This window comes from Sphingopyxis selenitireducens, assembly GCF_051550705.1.
Taxonomy (GTDB): Bacteria; Pseudomonadota; Alphaproteobacteria; order Sphingomonadales; family Sphingomonadaceae; genus Sphingopyxis.
On record NZ_JBPULG010000006.1, the window covers coordinates 317020 to 332315 of the forward strand.

General features: G+C 64.8%; 16 protein-coding genes. 7 read left to right on the forward strand and 9 right to left on the reverse strand.

The window, feature by feature from the left end; all coding sequences use genetic code 11:
- Positions 1–16: 16 nt before the first annotated feature.
- The 4 genes from ACSYDV_RS20085 to ACSYDV_RS20100 are packed head-to-tail and all read right to left on the reverse strand — an operon-like array spanning position 17 to position 3048.
- Complete coding sequence (locus tag ACSYDV_RS20085) at positions 17–946, reverse strand: aldo/keto reductase (protein ID WP_438325754.1); 930 nt, start codon at positions 944–946, stop codon at positions 17–19.
- On the reverse strand, positions 943–2019 hold the full coding sequence (locus ACSYDV_RS20090; RefSeq protein WP_438325755.1) for a glycerophosphodiester phosphodiesterase: 1077 nt from the start codon (positions 2017–2019) through the stop codon (positions 943–945). The genes ACSYDV_RS20085 and ACSYDV_RS20090 overlap by 4 nt, the downstream gene beginning before the upstream one ends.
- Positions 2016–2366, reverse strand: a complete 351-nt coding sequence (locus ACSYDV_RS20095; protein WP_438325756.1) for an ArsC family reductase — start codon at positions 2364–2366, stop codon at positions 2016–2018. The genes ACSYDV_RS20090 and ACSYDV_RS20095 overlap by 4 nt, the downstream gene beginning before the upstream one ends.
- Positions 2367–2370: 4 nt before the next feature.
- The gene (locus ACSYDV_RS20100; RefSeq protein WP_438325758.1) at positions 2371–3048 is read right to left on the reverse strand and encodes a Crp/Fnr family transcriptional regulator; all 678 of its coding nucleotides are present in this window, start codon (positions 3046–3048) and stop codon (positions 2371–2373) included.
- Between the two features lie 272 nt (positions 3049–3320).
- Here ACSYDV_RS20100 and ACSYDV_RS20105 point away from each other — a divergent pair, with 272 nt between their 5' ends.
- On the forward strand, positions 3321–4694 hold the full coding sequence (locus tag ACSYDV_RS20105; RefSeq protein ID WP_438325760.1) for a class II 3-deoxy-7-phosphoheptulonate synthase: 1374 nt from the start codon (positions 3321–3323) through the stop codon (positions 4692–4694).
- Between the two features lie 55 nt (positions 4695–4749).
- Here ACSYDV_RS20105 and ACSYDV_RS20110 read toward each other — a convergent pair whose 3' ends face one another.
- Both ACSYDV_RS20110 and ACSYDV_RS20115 read right to left on the reverse strand, forming a co-directional pair.
- Entirely contained in the window at positions 4750–6264 is a 1515-nt protein-coding gene (locus ACSYDV_RS20110) for a M28 family peptidase (RefSeq protein WP_438325762.1), read from the reverse strand.
- A 65-nt stretch (positions 6265–6329) separates the two neighbouring features.
- Positions 6330–7133: an HpcH/HpaI aldolase/citrate lyase family protein gene (locus ACSYDV_RS20115; RefSeq protein WP_438325763.1), complete on the reverse strand. Its 804-nt coding sequence runs from the start codon at positions 7131–7133 to the stop codon at positions 6330–6332.
- Between the two features lie 83 nt (positions 7134–7216).
- On the opposite strand from ACSYDV_RS20115, the gene ACSYDV_RS20120 reads away from it, so the two are divergent.
- Positions 7217–8128 (forward strand): SPFH domain-containing protein, encoded by a 912-nt coding sequence (locus ACSYDV_RS20120; protein ID WP_438325764.1) that lies wholly within the window; start codon positions 7217–7219, stop codon positions 8126–8128.
- A gap of 1 nt (position 8129) precedes the next feature.
- Entirely contained in the window at positions 8130–8576 is a 447-nt protein-coding gene (locus tag ACSYDV_RS20125) for an NfeD family protein (RefSeq protein ID WP_438325766.1), read from the forward strand.
- On the opposite strand, the gene ACSYDV_RS20130 is transcribed toward ACSYDV_RS20125, so the two are convergent.
- Both ACSYDV_RS20130 and ACSYDV_RS20135 read right to left on the reverse strand, forming a co-directional pair.
- Complete coding sequence (locus tag ACSYDV_RS20130; RefSeq protein WP_438325768.1) at positions 8573–9139, reverse strand: GNAT family N-acetyltransferase; 567 nt, start codon at positions 9137–9139, stop codon at positions 8573–8575. The two genes, ACSYDV_RS20125 and ACSYDV_RS20130, sit on opposite strands and share 4 nt — an antisense overlap.
- Before the next feature lie 108 nt (positions 9140–9247).
- On the reverse strand, positions 9248–10138 hold the full coding sequence (locus ACSYDV_RS20135; RefSeq protein ID WP_438325769.1) for a metal-dependent hydrolase: 891 nt from the start codon (positions 10136–10138) through the stop codon (positions 9248–9250).
- A gap of 73 nt (positions 10139–10211) precedes the next feature.
- On the opposite strand from ACSYDV_RS20135, the gene ACSYDV_RS20140 reads away from it, so the two are divergent.
- Together ACSYDV_RS20140 and obgE are read left to right on the forward strand one after the other, a co-directional pair.
- Positions 10212–10817, forward strand: coding sequence for a TetR/AcrR family transcriptional regulator (locus ACSYDV_RS20140; protein WP_438326006.1), 606 nt, complete (start codon positions 10212–10214; stop codon positions 10815–10817).
- Positions 10818–10989: 172 nt separating this feature from the next.
- Positions 10990–12039, forward strand: a complete 1050-nt coding sequence (gene obgE / locus ACSYDV_RS20145; protein ID WP_438325771.1) for a GTPase ObgE — start codon at positions 10990–10992, stop codon at positions 12037–12039.
- 4 nt (positions 12040–12043) lie between these two features.
- Here obgE and ACSYDV_RS20150 read toward each other — a convergent pair whose 3' ends face one another.
- The gene (locus ACSYDV_RS20150) at positions 12044–13108 is read right to left on the reverse strand and encodes a class I SAM-dependent methyltransferase (RefSeq protein WP_438325773.1); all 1065 of its coding nucleotides are present in this window, start codon (positions 13106–13108) and stop codon (positions 12044–12046) included.
- A 150-nt stretch (positions 13109–13258) separates the two neighbouring features.
- On the opposite strand from ACSYDV_RS20150, the gene proB reads away from it, so the two are divergent.
- On the forward strand, positions 13259–14365 hold the full coding sequence (gene proB / locus ACSYDV_RS20155) for a glutamate 5-kinase (protein WP_438325774.1): 1107 nt from the start codon (positions 13259–13261) through the stop codon (positions 14363–14365).
- Between the two features lie 17 nt (positions 14366–14382).
- Entirely contained in the window at positions 14383–15279 is an 897-nt protein-coding gene (locus ACSYDV_RS20160; RefSeq protein ID WP_438325775.1) for an NAD-dependent epimerase/dehydratase family protein, read from the forward strand.
- Positions 15280–15296 lie beyond the last annotated feature (17 nt).

Consider the following 15296-nt stretch of genomic DNA (forward strand, 5'->3'; position numbering starts at 1 on the left):
ATTGCGGCGCGGCGGATCAGGCCGCGCTCAAGGCCGCGAGCTGGTCGGCGCTCAGCTCCAGCGTCATGCTCCCCAGCAATTCGTCGAGCTGGGTCACCGTCGTCGCGCTGGCGATCGGCGCGGTCACGCCGGGCTGCTGCGCGACCCATGCAAGCGCGATTTGCGACAGGGTGGCGCCGGTTTCCGCCGCGATACGATCCATCACGGCAAGGACCGCAGGGCCGCGCCCTTGCATATAGGATTTCGCCTTAAAACCGCGCGGACTTTTGCCGATATCCTCGATGCTGCGATATTTGCCGGACAAATAGCCGGAGGCGAGGCTGTAATAGGGCACGACACCGATATTCTCGGCGACGCACAATTGCTGAAGCGCGCCCTCATATTGATCGCGGTCGAGCAAATTGAGTTCGGGCTGCATCGCGGTGAAGCGCGGCAACCCTTCGTCATCGGCGACACGCAGCGCTTCGCCCAGCCGTCCGGCGCCATAGTTGGATGCGCCGATCGCGCGAACCTGTCCCGCGTCGATCAGTTCGGCAAATGCACCCAGCACTTCATCGAACGGCACATCGGGATCGTCCTGATGCGCAAAATATAAATCTATCGTATCGACGCCCAGCCGGTCGCGCGATGCCTCCGCCGCAGCACGGATGCGATCGGGTTGCAGCCCGCCCGACATCATCCCGACCTTGGTCGCGATCAGCACGCGGTCGCGCGCGCCGCTGACCTTCAGCCATTCGCCGATCATATGTTCGGATTCGCCGCCCTTGTGCCCATCAGCCCATGCCGAATAGACGTCGGCGGTATCGATCATGGTCCCGCCGCCTTCGACGAAGCGGTCGAGGACGGCGAAGCTTGCCGCGCGGTCGGCGGTCCAGCCAAAGACATTGCCGCCAAGCACCAATGGCGGGATCGCGAAGCCGCTCCGGCCCAGGGCTTTGCCGGTCATTGCGATTGCCCTTTCTTTGCCGCCACGACCGCTTCGCGCGGATTGTCGCTGAACAGACCGTCGATCCCCGTTTTCAGATAGGCGGCGATTTCGGAACCAAGGTCGCCGTGCCCGGCAGGGTCGACCCCACTCTTGTCACCGAGCGGCAGGAAGAAATTTTCGCGACGAAAGGTCCAGGGATGCACTTTCAGCCCCGCCGCATGTGCATCGCGCACAAGATTCGTCGGATCGCCCAGTGCCCCCAGCGCACCGCGCGGAATGACCATCGCCTTATCGGGGCCGATGCCGTCGGCATAGGCGGCAATGGCCTTGAGCCCCGCAGGCGACGCCATGGCGGCATAGCTGGTTTCAGGCATATCCGGGGGGCCACCCACGCCCGCCATCAACTGAATCAGCGGCAGCTCGCTCTTCATACGCAGCGCCTTGAGGTTTCCGACTTCGAAGCTCTGGATGAAAACCGGTGCCGTGCGACCGCGATAGCCGAAGCGGTCGAGCAGCGTCAGCAACGACGCTTCGTGCGGCAGACCGATCGACGTGAAATAGCCGGGATGCTTGGTTTCGGGATAGACGCCGACGGGCTTGTCGCGGCCTTTGTTGGCGCGAACCAACAGGGTCAATATTTCCTCGAACGTAGGAATATCATATTGCCCGTCATGGTCGGTGCTACGCAATTTCGGTAGCCGTTCGCGCGCGCGCAGCATCTTCAACTCAGCCAGCGTAAAATCTTCGGTGAACCAGCCGGTCACCTTGACTCCATCGATCGTCTTGGTCGCTTTCCGCGTCGCGAATTCGGGACGAGCGGAGACGTCGGTCGTACCGGAAATTTCGTTCTCGTGCCGCGCCACCAGCACAGCATCCTTGGTCAGCACCAGATCCGGTTCGATGAAATCGGCGCCCTGCTCGATCGCGAGTTCATAGCTTGCCAGCGTATGTTCGGGCCGCTCGCCCGACGCGCCGCGATGCGCAATGATGATCGGCGGCTGACCGCCAAGAGTGGACTGTGCCGTCACCTCGTCAACCGCGCAGCCGGCAAGCATCAGCACCGCAAGCGGAGCAGCCAGCCAGCGGATCATGCCGCAAAACGTGCCTGCCAGTCGGCAGCCGAGAAACCGACGCTGATCCCGTCCGCCGATTCGACGACGGGGCGCCGGATCATCGCGGGTTGGTCGAGCATCAATGCGATCGCCGATGCGGCGTCGAGCCCCTGCTTCTCAGCCTCGGGCAGCTTGCGAAAGGTCGTTCCGCTTTTGTTGAGCAGCTTTTCCCAGCCAAGCGCTTCGACCCAGCTTTTAAGCCGGTCGGAGTCGAGCCCATCCTTGCGCACGTCGTGAAAATGATGCGCGACGCCTTGCTCACCGAGCCATGCGCGCGCTTTCTTCACCGTGTCGCAGTTCGAAATTCCATAGAGTGTCAGTGCCATGCGATCACAATAGCGGCGCGCGATCCGCAATGCGAGCGTTTGCGTTCGCCAATTTTCCGCGGAGCGCCCGTGCAAAGCCTTCGTGCAATGCGCCGGCAATTTCGGGGTTCGCCGCCAGATAGGCGCGCAGGCCCGCCGCAGGCACGAACCACAGCCGTGCATTGCCGACAAGCGTCACGGTTCCGGTGGCGTGTGCGCCGTCGAGCACCGTTGCCTCACCGATCAGCGCTCCGCCCGTGACCATTCCAACCTCCGCGCCGTCGCGCAGAATGACCGCCTCCCCCTCCGCCAGATAGAAAAGGCTGGGCGCCGCCTGATTCTCGCGGATCAGAACATCGCCGCGCCGCGCCGAAATCCAGTTCCCCTGATCGATCAATTGCCGCGCGGCGATGGTGCTCAAACCATCGAAGTGCTGACGGCGCAATTCCTGCTCCTCGGCCGTGAAAGCGATCTTTGCATCGCGCAGCCAGAGCCGCGCCGACAGCGCGACATTGGCGAGCAATATCGCCACGAGCAAAATCGTAAGACCGATGCTGTCCCAGTGGAAGATCGCGGCCGGCAACGCCAGCAGCGCAGCGGCTGCCAAGGCCAGCCGGACATGGTCGAGACGCGCCGCGAAGCTCGCCGCCAGCAACAGCAGCAAGGCCCCGTATCCGAACCAATGAGGATCGAAATTCGCCATAACCAGATCGTTCCGCGTCGCATGACCCCTTAGATCACTATGTGTATCTAGGCCGAGAACGTTACCGATTGCCGAACGCCTTGGACGCACACTGACGGGGCATTCCGAAAACCGTAAGAAACTAACAGTTTTCTGCCATCAAGAAAAGCATAGGTGCGCAAAACCGGCGATAATGCTAATTTTCGCGCCTTCGAACCCCGCACACATTGCTTCCACGGCGCATTCACGCCATGGCAGCGCTCGATTCGCATGAAAAGCATAGAAGACGGACAATGACGCAACCATGGCAACCGCATAGCTGGCGCTCGCACGAGGCCCGCCAGCTTCCCACCTACGCCGACGAAGCCGCGCTGGCCGCAGCCGAACGCGAGCTCGCGGGCTATCCGCCGCTGGTGTTTGCAGGCGAAGCGCGCGACCTGACGGCCGAACTCGGCCGGGTCGCCGACGGAAAGGCGTTCCTGCTTCAGGGCGGCGACTGCGCCGAAAGCTTTGCGGAATTTCATCCGAACAATATCCGCGACACCTTCCGCGTGCTGCTCCAGATGGCGGTGGTACTGACCTTCGCGTCGAAAATGCCGGTCGTGAAGCTCGGCCGCATGGCCGGCCAGTTCGCCAAGCCGCGTTCGGCCGATATGGAAGATGTCGATGGCGTGTCGCTGCCCAGCTATCGCGGCGACATCATCAACGACATCGGTTTCGAAGCCGTGGGCCGCGAGCCCGATCCCCAGCGCATGGTCAAGGCGTATAACCAGTCGGCGGCGACGCTGAACCTGCTGCGCGCTTTCGCGAACGGCGGTTATGCGAACCTGCATCAGGTCAACGCCTGGACGCACGACTTCATGGATCGCAGCCCGTGGGCGAAAAAGTATCAGGAAACCGCCGAGCGGATTTCCGAAGCGCTCGCCTTCATGGAAGCCTGCGGCGTCACCCCCGAAACGGTGCCGCAGATCAAAGGCACCAGCTTCTACACCAGCCACGAGGCGCTGCTCCTCCCCTATGAGCAGGCGCTGACGCGTCAGGACAGCCTGACCGGCGGCTGGTACGACACGTCGGGCCACATGCTGTGGGTCGGCGATCGCACCCGCTTCGAAGGCTCGGCGCACATCGAATATCTGCGCGGTATCGGCAATCCGGTGGGCATGAAGTGCGGCCCCAGCCTTGAGCCCGACGTGCTGCTGCGCCTGCTCGACACGCTGAACCCCAATCATGTCGCGGGGCGGATGACGCTGATCACCCGTTACGGCCATGACAAGATCGAGGCGCACCTGCCCAAGCTCGTCCGCGCGGTGAAGGAATCGGGCCATCCCGTCGTCTGGTCGTGCGATCCGATGCACGGCAACGTCATCAAGACCGGCAACGGCTACAAGACCCGCCCGTTCGAGCGCATCCTCGCCGAAGTGCGCGGCTTCTTCGCCGTCCACCGCGCCGAGGGCACGCATGGCGGCGGCATCCATATCGAGATGACGGGCCAGAATGTCACCGAATGCACCGGCGGCGCGATGGACGTGACCCAGATGGACCTCGCCGACCGCTATCACACCCACTGCGACCCGCGCCTGAACGCGGGTCAGTCGCTGGAACTGGCGTTCCTCCTGGCAGAAATGCTCAATCAGGAAATGACCGAGCGGGCGAAGCAGGCGGCCTGATTGGCGCCCCCCTGACCAATGTCGTCGCCCCCCGCGAAGGCGGGGGCGACGTGCATTATTTACCCGGCCATGCCTGGGTATCGGCAAACGCCCGGCCCAGCGCGACGTGCAAATCGGCATCTTCAGCCGCGCCGCCGAGCGGGATTTTGTCGGAGAAATTGTCGCCCGGCCCGTGATAGTCGCCGCCGAGAAATGCCTCCAGCAGCGGCATGTCCGAGAAACTGCCGCCGACCATCAGCGAGGTCACGCCCTTCGCGCCCAGCGCCCAGCCATCCTGCCGCTGGACAAAGGCATCAGCCTCGCCATCCTCATCCAGCTTGCGGCCGAGTTTCGTCGCAACACCGCGCACCACCGCATCATAGGCAGGTTTGCCGCGCCCGATCGTTGCGACCGGCGTACCGCGCGGCGAAATCGCGATCGTGTCGATGTTAAGCGCTACGGTGATGTCGCCCAGCGGCACGACCGGATGATCGGCGAAGTAATGCGCGCCGAGCAGCCCTTTTTCTTCCGCCGTCGTGGCGAGGAAATACATGTCGCGGTCGGGCCGCGTGCCCGTCCCCAGTCGCTTCGCCACTTCGATGAGCACCGCAATGCCGCTCGCATTATCGACCGCGCCGTTGCAGATGCGATCGGTCGCACTGTCGGGGGCGCAAATGCCCAGATGATCCCAGTGACCAAGGAACAGCACAGCCTTGCCGTCGGGCTTCGCACCCGGAAGCTTGGCGAGAATATTGTTGCTGGTGAACGCGCGGATGCTCGATGTCGTTGAGACGTCGGCCGTCAACGGAAGCGCGATACCGCGATAATTGCGCGACTTTGCCGCCTTGCGCAGCGCACCGCCATCCTGCCCCGCCTGGGCCAGCAGTGCGTTGGCCGCCTCGGCCGACAGAAAGCCGCTGACCGGCGCGCCGACAGAGGCGCTTGCCAGCCGGACGGCCTTGCTGCCCACTGCTTCGCGCAGTTGCGCCCAGGGCACGGCATCGGTCGCAATCACCAGCACGCCCGCCGCGCCCGCATCGGCCAGCATCTGTCGCCGCTCGCGATAGCCCGGCAATTTCTCGCCAAAGGGCGCATTGTCGAACAACATGATCGCCAGCTTGCCCTTGACGTCGGCATTGACCTTGCCCGCGCCATCAACGCCATAGCCGACGAAGACCGCTGGGACTTTTTCGAACCCCACCGTCGCATCGCGCCCGGTCAGAATAATGCCGTCATCGCCCAGCGCGACATCGCGCCCGTTGACCTGGAACTTCGCGGTCCCGGTCAGCGCCTGCGTCTCGACGAACGGCACCGGCTGCAGCCATGGCGTAGTACTGCCCGGTACAGCCTGAAGCCCGGCCTTTGCCCATTCGCCGACGACATAGGCAATCGTCCGATCCTCGCCGTCGCTTCCCGGCGCGCGGCCTTCAAAGGCATCGCCCGCCAATATCCTGATATGTTCGGCAAGCTGCGCCTCGGTGACCGGCGCATCGCCGTCCCTGGCAAAGGTGGCGGGGGCCGCAAAGGCCAGGGCGACGGCCGCGATCGCGGCGTGAAACTTGATCGTCTGCATGGTGCCGCCGAATGGCATGGACCTTCCAGACAGGCAAGGCGCGTTCGTCGAACGACCAACGTCGGCGGGGAAAGGACCCGGACCTAGCGTCCGGCACGCTCCAGCAATGCGCGCGCGGCGGCAACATGCATATCCTCGACCATCCGCCCCTCGTGGCGCTGCGCCCCGCCCGTCGCCGCCGCAACCAGCGCTTCGGCGGCGGCAATCTCCCGCGCCGACGGCGCGAAAGCGCGATTGCACGGATCGACTTGCGAGGGATGGATCAACGTCTTGCCATCGAACCCCAGCCGCCGCCCCTCGCCCGCTTCGGCAGCGAAGCCGGCCGCATCGTCGATCGCATTATAGACCCCGTCGAAGCACCAGACACCGCCCGCACGCGCGGCAAGGACGATCGCCTGGATCGCGTGGTTCATCGCGCCGCGATCCATCCCGTCGGGCAGCTTCAGTTCATGCGCCAGATCGTTGAGCCCTGCGATCAGTCCATGCGTCGCGGGATCGGCCGCAATGTCGCGCGCGGCATAGATGGCGACCGGGGTCTCGATCATCGCGAACAACGGCACGCCAAGGCCGCGCAACGGGTCCAGGTCGGCGGGCGCATCGACCTTGGGCAACACGATGGCATCCAGCATCAACCCCGACAGCGCGAGAATGTCGGCCGCCTGCCCGGCGCTGCCAGTGCCGTTGATCCGCACCGCGACACGCTTACCCGGGAAACCCGCCGTCACCGCCGCGCGCATCGCCGCGCGCGCATCATCCTTGCGGTCGGCAGGAACCGCATCCTCCAGATCGATGATCAACATGTCGGCCGACAAACCCTGCGCCTTTTCGAGCGCGCGCGCATTGGAACCGGGAACATAAAGCAGCGAGCGGGGGGCGAATAAGGTCATGCGCTTTTCTGTGGCGCAGCCAAACCATTGCCGCAATAAGGAAGGCGGGCTCGCGACCTGAAATTTGCGCAAGGGGATGATTGATGGAATTCGCACTCGCACTGGTGGTTTTGGCGCTGGTGTTCCTCGTCTGGGCGCTGACGCCCGTGCGGCAGGGCTTTGCTTATACGATCGAGCGTTTCGGCCGCTACACGCACACCGCGCAGCCCGGCCTCAACTTCATCATGCCGATCTTCGACCGTGTCGGGCGCAAGGTGAATATGATGGAACAGGTTCTCGATATCCCGGGGCAGGAAATCATCACCAAGGACAATGCGATGGTCGCGGTCGATGGCGTCGTCTTCTTTCAGGTGCTCGACGCCGCGCGCGCCGCCTATGAGGTCAGCGACCTGTATCTCGCGATCATGAACCTGACGACGACGAACCTGCGGACCGTGATGGGGTCGATGGACCTCGACGAGACGCTGTCGAAGCGCGATCATATCAACGCCCGCCTGCTTGTCGTCGTCGACGAGGCGACCTCGCCCTGGGGGGTCAAGATCACCCGCGTCGAGATCAAGGACATCCGCCCGCCCGCGGACATTTCGAACGCGATGGCACGGCAGATGAAGGCCGAGCGTGAAAAGCGCGCCAACATCCTCGAAGCCGAAGGCATGCGGGCATCCGAAATCCTGCGCGCCGAAGGCGAGAAGCAGGGCCAGATTTTGCAAGCCGAAGGCCGCCGCGAAGCCGCCTTCCGCGATGCTGAAGCCCGCGAGCGCGAAGCCGAAGCCGAAGCCAAGGCGACGCAGATGGTGTCCGACGCGATTGCAGGCGGCAACGCACAGGCGATCAATTATTTCATCGCGCAGAAATATGTCGAGGCGGTCGGCCAGTTCGCGACCAGCCCGAACGCCAAGACCATTCTCTTCCCGGTCGAGGCGACCCAGTTGATCGGCACATTGGGCGGGATCGGCGAACTCGCGCGCGACGCGATCGAACGCAAGGGAAGCTGACATGCCCGACTGGCTGGCCAACATGGAACCGCATTGGGCATGGCTGTCGCTCGGCGTTCTGCTCGCCGCGGCCGAAATCGTCATGCCGGGCTTTTTTCTCATCTGGCTCGGCACCGCGGCGATCGTCACCGGGGTCATCGCCTGGGTCGTCCCGCTCGCCGTCCCGGCCCAGCTCGGCATTTTCGCCGTTCTGTCCTTCATCGCGCTCTATGCGGCGCGGCGTTGGCTCCGGGCCAATCCGATCACCACCGCCGACCCGCATCTCAACCAGCGCGCCGGCCGGCTGGTCGGCGAAGTGCTGACAGTAACCCGGGCGATCGAGGATGGACGCGGCCGTGCGAAGGTCGGCGACGGCGAATGGCCGGTGCGCGGCCCCGACGTGGCCGAAGGCGCCAAGGTCCGCGTCGTCAGCGCCGACGGCGGCGTGCTGATGGTCGAGCGGGCTTAACCGCCCTTGGGCCGCGAATAGATGGCGACGACATGCCCCAGCGCATTGCTGTCGCCAATACGCCGGAAACCCAGCTTGGCCGCGACCTTCTCAGACGCCACATGGCCGGGATCGATGATGCAGCGCACCTCCGGCGCGTCGAGATTTTCGTCGGCCCAGCCGAGCGCCGCACCCATCGCCTCGGTCGCGAGGCCCGATCCCCAATGATCGGCGTCGAACGCCCAGCCCGCCTCGGGCAAGTTTTCCAGCTCGAGGATGCCGCGGCAAAAATAGGACAGGCCGCCCTGCCCGATCAGCCGGTCGGTCACCTTGTCGCCGAACACCCAATAGCCAAAACCCATCACCGGCCATAACCCGGCCGAGCTTAGAAACTTGCCCCAGCTCACATCAGGCGCACGGGGTTCGCCGCCGATAAAGCGCGTGACGCGCTCGTCGGCCCACATCGCAATATGGACCTCCTTGTCCGAAAGGAGGTGGGGCCTCAGGCGGAGCCGTTCGGTTTCGAGAATCGGGGGCGCGGTAAACATGGTTTCGACATGCCCCAGCCCCGGATGAGCGGTCAATTAGGGATCCGAAACATGCCGCGCACAAATGCCCCCGCGAAGGCGAGACCGGGGAACGGGGAGAGGGAGAGAGCCGCTCCGCGCCCCGCCTTCACGGGAACAAGGGGGTCAGGCCGCAGTGGCGGCGAGTTCGGGTTTCGACGCATAGGCGGGCATGATCGCGTCGGCATAGTCGCTTTCATATTTCTTGATCAGCGCGCGGTCGTCATGGTTCCACGGGTGGAAACCGGGCATGAAATAGCTGAGCCAGGGCAGGAAGCTTTTGCGCAACACGCCGGGCGTGCCGAGCAGATACCACCAGATGCGCGCGGTAATGCGCCAGCCGGTCAGGCCATCCTGCCGAAGTAGCGCTTTCATCCCCTTCACCCGCCGCGGCCAGAAGCGCATCGTGACGAGCATCATCATCGCCGACTTGGTCCACCAGCGTTTCCAGCGGCTCCAATCCTTCGTAGCGTGCAGCCAGGTGTCATAGGCGACGCCCTTATGCTCGATTTCCTCGATCGCGTGCCATTTCCACAGCGCCGCCCATTCGGACTCGCCGCCTTCGTACATCTTGTCGTCGCGCAGCATCACCGATGCCATCATCGCGGTATAATGTTCGAGCGCGATCGTCGCCATCAGGTTGACGATCGGCGGACGCGACTTGATGATTTCCATCACCCGGTCGATGTCGCCTTCCAGTTCCGACAAGTCATAACCCGCCTCCATCGCCTTTTTGTTGAAGACGACATGCTCGCGGCTATGGATCACCTCCTGTTGGGTGAAGGCACGGATTTCGCGGGCAAGTTTTTCATCGACCCCGTCGCGGTGCGCCTTCACCGCCTCGATGAACATCGCCTCCCCCTTCGGGAAGGTCACCGACAGGGCGGTGTGGAAAACCGATGCGATCGGATCGCCGTTCAGCCACCAGCGACCCTGTTTATCGTCGCGTCCGAAGCGCCGGTCGCGCGGGGTGATCGACAGATCCTTGGGGGTCGGGGTGTGGGAAAGGCTGGACATATGTTTCTCACCGTCGGAAAGCGGAGTTGGCGCGGGGGCGCCGTGGGGCAAGATTTAAAGGTTACTTACAGTGGTGTCAATTGCAAAGAAGCGCCTGAGCCCGGAGGAGAGCCGTGCCGTCGCGCTGGAAGCTGCGCGGCTGATTCTGATCGAGGCGGGGCCGCAGGCGGTCACGCTGAAAGCTGTCGCGGGGCGGGTCGACCGCACCCATGCCAATCTGTTGCATCATTTCGGCAGCGCCGCAGGACTGCAAAAGGCGCTCGCCGCCTATCTGGCTGAAACGGTCTGCGCGACGATCGGCAAGAAAATGACCGAATCGCCGCCGGGCGAGCGCAATGTGCGCGAAATCGTCGACCTGACCTTCGACGCCTTCAACAGCGGCGGCGCCGGTGCGCTCGCGACGTGGATGGCGGCGACGGGCAATGACGATGCGCTCGACCCGATCGTCGATGCGATCCACCGCCTGATCGACGGCATGGCGCCCGACGCGCATGAAAAGCGCCTGATGCACGAAGATACGCTGGCTCTGGTGCTGATGGCGCTCGGCGATGCCCAGCTCGGCGGACCGATGGCCGAAGCGCTCGACCTGCCGCGCGACACGTCGCGGGTGCTGGCAACCGAGCTCATCACGGGGCGGATCGCCCATTTCTGGGCCGAGCAGGGCGGGAAACCGGGGTAAGCACTGGTAATTTTGTTACGCACGGGCTAAGGGCGCCCATCCCCTCTTCCCCGTTCGTGTCGAGCGAAGTCGAGATACCCGGCGGGAGCAAGACCGATGGGCATCTCGACTTCGCTCAGTGCGAATGGAAACGGATGAGCATTCCCGAGTTTCCCCCTTCCAAGGCCCCACCATGCATTTTCTCGATCAAGCCAAGGTTTTCATCAAGTCCGGCGACGGCGGCCCCGGTGCCGTCAGTTTCCGGCGCGAGAAATATGTCGAATATGGCGGCCCCGACGGCGGCAATGGCGGCAAGGGCGGCGACATCATCTTCAAGGCGGTCGCGGGCCTCAACACGCTGATCGACTTTCGCTACACCCAGCATTTCAAGGCAAAGCGCGGCACCCCCGGCGCGGGCCGCGACCGCACCGGCGCCGGCGGGCCCGACCTTGTCATCCAGGTGCCGATCGGCACCCAGGTCCTCGCCGACGACGAAGACCGCAGCCTGCTGGCCGACCTGACCAAGGAAGGCGAAAGCTTCGTCTTCCTGCGCGGCGGAGACGGTGGTCGAGGCAATGCCAGCTACAAAACCAGCACCAACCGCGCTCCACGCCAGCACGGTCCGGGCTGGCCGGGTGAGGAAATGTGGGTGTGGTTGCGGCTGAAGCTGCTCGCGGATGCGGGCCTCGTCGGCTTGCCCAATGCCGGCAAATCGACCTTCATCAATGCGGTGAGCAATGCGCAGGCCAAGGTCGGCGCCTATGCCTTTACCACGCTGCGCCCGCAGCTCGGCGTCGTCAGCCACAAAGGGAATGAATTTGTCGTCGCCGACATCCCGGGTCTGATTGCGGGTGCCGCCGAAGGCGCCGGGGTCGGCGACCGCTTCCTCGGTCATATCGAACGTTGCCGCGTTCTGCTCCACCTCGTCGATGCGAATGACGAAGATGTCGCAACCAGCTATCGCATCGTCCGCGACGAACTCGAAGCCTATGGTGCCGATCTGGTCGACAAACAGGTGATCATCGCGCTCAACAAGGTCGACACGCTCGACGACGAGCTGATCGCAGCCCTGTCGGCCGAACTCGCCGAAGAGAGCGGTCATCCGGTGATGGCACTATCGGGTGCGAGCGGCGCCGGGGTCGAAGCCGTGCTCGACAGATTGCTCGAGGCCATCGGCATGCCCGAACCGGGCGCCGATGCCGAGGACGACGACGAAGCGTCGAGCGACTGGTCGCCGATCTGATCGCCTATCCGCGCGCTTCAAGCACCATGTTGAACGGCCCTTCGGCTGCCCGCCGCACGGTTCCGAAACCGCCCTCACGAACGATCTGCGCCAACCGGTCCTCACCCGCCTGCGCGCCCAAGGCTTCGCCAACCTCCTGATCGAGCGAGGTCGGGACGCAGATCATCGTCGACGCGTTATAATAGAGCCGGCCGACCGGGTTCATATTGTCGGCGGGTTCATCGCCCGCGATCGGCTCGACGATCATCCAGACGCCGTCCTCTGCCAATATCCGCCGCATATGCGCCGCACAGCCGCGCGGGTCGCCCATGTCGTGCAGGCAGTCATACATGGTGATGAGGTTGAATTCATCTTCGCCAATATCCTTGGCCGCCGCGACCTCGAAGCGGACGCGGTCACCATAGCCATGATCCGCCGCATGGCGCCGCGCCTCCTCGATCGACGGCGCGTGAAAGTCAAAGCCCACGAACAGGCTTTCGGGATAGGCGTCGGCCATCAGCAAGGTTGAAAAGCCGAGCCCGCAACCGACGTCGGCGACTTTCGCCCCGCTGCGCAACCTCTCCTCCACGCCGCCCAGCGCCGGAATCCAAGTTTGCACGATGTTGTTGACATAGCCGGGACGGAAAAACGCCCCCGTCGCGCAAAACAGGCAGCCGGCATGATCGCCCCAGCGCACCCCGGTGCCGCGGCGAAAACATTCCTCGACCTTGGGCTCCGCCTCGATCATCGCGGCGACCAGCTCAAATGCACCGGCGAGATAGACGGGGCTGTCGGGGTTTACGAAAACCATCGCCTGTTCGGGCGACAGGCTGAACCGGTCGGTGGCCGGATCATAGTCGACATATCCCCCCGCAGTCTGGGCCAGCGCCCATTCACGGACATAGCGCTCATGCAAATGGCCTGCCCTTGCGGCGAGTTCCGTGGCGGTTGCGGGCGCTTCGGCCAGCGCGTCGAACAGCCCCAGCCGAAACCCCAGACGCACGGTCGGAACGCTCATCGCGCCGCCCAGATCGCCCAGCATCTTTCCTACGAACGCATGCAACTTTGCTTCATCGATTACGGACGCCATCATTTTTCTCCCTGAAACAAGGTGATGTGGTCGCGACTCTCCAGAAGGCTCGATGTGGGATAATCATAGCATATTCGGCGCCCATCCGCACGAACGGCAGGCCCGACATTCGGATTGGCACCCCCGCCTGCACGCGCTATCGGCAACGCCATGACATTGTTCGCGCCCTCCGCCTGCTCGCGCCTGATCGTCAAGATCGGATCGGCGTTGCTCGTCGATCCCGACGGCGCGGTGCGACGCGACTGGCTTAAGGGTATCGCCGCCGACATTGCGGCGCGCACACGCGCGGGCCAGCAGGTCGCCGTCGTTTCTTCGGGCGCGATCGCACTCGGCGCGCGGCGGCTGGGGCTCGCCAAGGGCGGGCGCGGAAGCCTTGAGGACGCGCAGGCGGCCGCTGCAACCGGTCAGATCGCGCTGAGTCAGGTCTGGGCCGAGGTGCTGGGCGCCGAAGGACTGACGGCCGCACAGATGCTCGTCACATTGGATGATCTCGAGCACCGTCGCCGTTACCTCAACGCTGCGGCGACGCTCGACCGGCTGTTGTCGCTGGGCGTCGTGCCGGTAATCAACGAGAATGACAGCGTCGCGACAGAGGAAATCCGCTTCGGCGACAATGACCGGCTCGCCGCGCGTGTCGCGCAGGCGGCGGGCGCGGGCGGCGTCATTCTGCTGAGCGACATCGACGGGCTGTACGACCGCAATCCCGCGCAGCCGGGTGCAGTGCATATCGCGCGGGTCGAGCGGATCGATGCCGCGATCGAGGCGATGGCCGACACCGGATCGGCGTCGGGCATGGGATCGGGCGGCATGGTGTCGAAAATCGCCGCCGCGCGCATCGCCAACGCCGCGGGAGCGCATCTAGCGATCGCGTCGGGCCACATCGCGCATCCGCTGTCGACCGCAGCGCGGCACACCTTGTTTGCCGCCGAAAAGGGCGCGAGCGCGCGCAAGGCGTGGCTCGCGGGCGGGCTCACCGCCAAAGGACGGCTGAGCATCGACGCGGGCGCGGCCAAGGCGCTGCAAGGCGGCGCAAGCCTGCTCGCGGCCGGTGTCACCGCCGCAACCGGCGACTTCGCACGCGGCGACATTCTCGACATTGCAGGACCCGACGGGCGCGTCGTCGCGCGTGGGCTGGCCGAATATCCCGCCCCTGACGCCCATGCAATCCTCGGCCTCGGCCGCGATGCGCAGGAAGCGACGCTCGGCTATGCCCCGCGCGCCGCGATGGTCCACCGCGACCATATGGTGCTGCTATAACCACCCCCGTCCTCGCGATGACCGGCGCGACCGGATTCGTCGGCGGCGCGACGATGCGCGACGCGATCGCGGCGGGCTGGCACGTCCGCGCCCTCACCCGCCGCCCCCAGCCTGAGCGCGAGGGCGTGACGTGGATCGCGGGCGCGCTCGACAAGCCCGACAGCCTTGCCAAGATGGTCGCGGGCAGCCACGCCGTCATGCATATCGCGGGGGTGGTCAACGTCCCCACCCGCGCCGCATTCGAGGCAGGAAACGCCACCGCGACCAGCCATGTCGTCGACGCCGCGCGGGGCGCAGGCGTCGGCCGCTTCATCCATGTCTCGTCGCTCACCGCGCGCGAGCCCCAGGTTTCCAACTATGGCTGGTCGAAAGCCCGTGCCGAGGCCATCGTCCAGGCCAGCGGGCTCGACTGGACGATCGTGCGCCCCCCCGCGGTGTTCGGCCCCGGCGATACCGAGATGCTCGACCTGTTCCGCATGGCGCAGCGCGGCATCGCGCTGGTGCCGTCGGGGCGTTTGTCGGCGATCTATGTCGACGAACTCGCACGCCTGCTCGTGGCGCTTGCCGCCGATCGCGAGCTCAGCATCGGCGCGATCTACGAACCCGACGATGGCCGCGAGACCGGCTGGTCGCATCGCAGCTTCGCCCGCGCGGTCGGCCGGGCGGTCGGCCGCAACAGAGTCTCGGCGCTGCGCATTCCGGCGACGATACTCAAAGCGACCGGACAACTCGACAAGCTGGTGCGCCGCAACCGTGCGAAGCTGACCCCCGACCGCGCGCGCTATATCGCGCATCCCGACTGGGTGGCCACCAAAGGGGCCTGCCCGCCCCCCGGCCTCTGGCACCCCGAAATAGACACCGTCGACGCACTGGCGGAAACCGTCCGCTGGTATCGCCGTGAAAACTGGCTCTGACGTTGCCGATAGAGCGC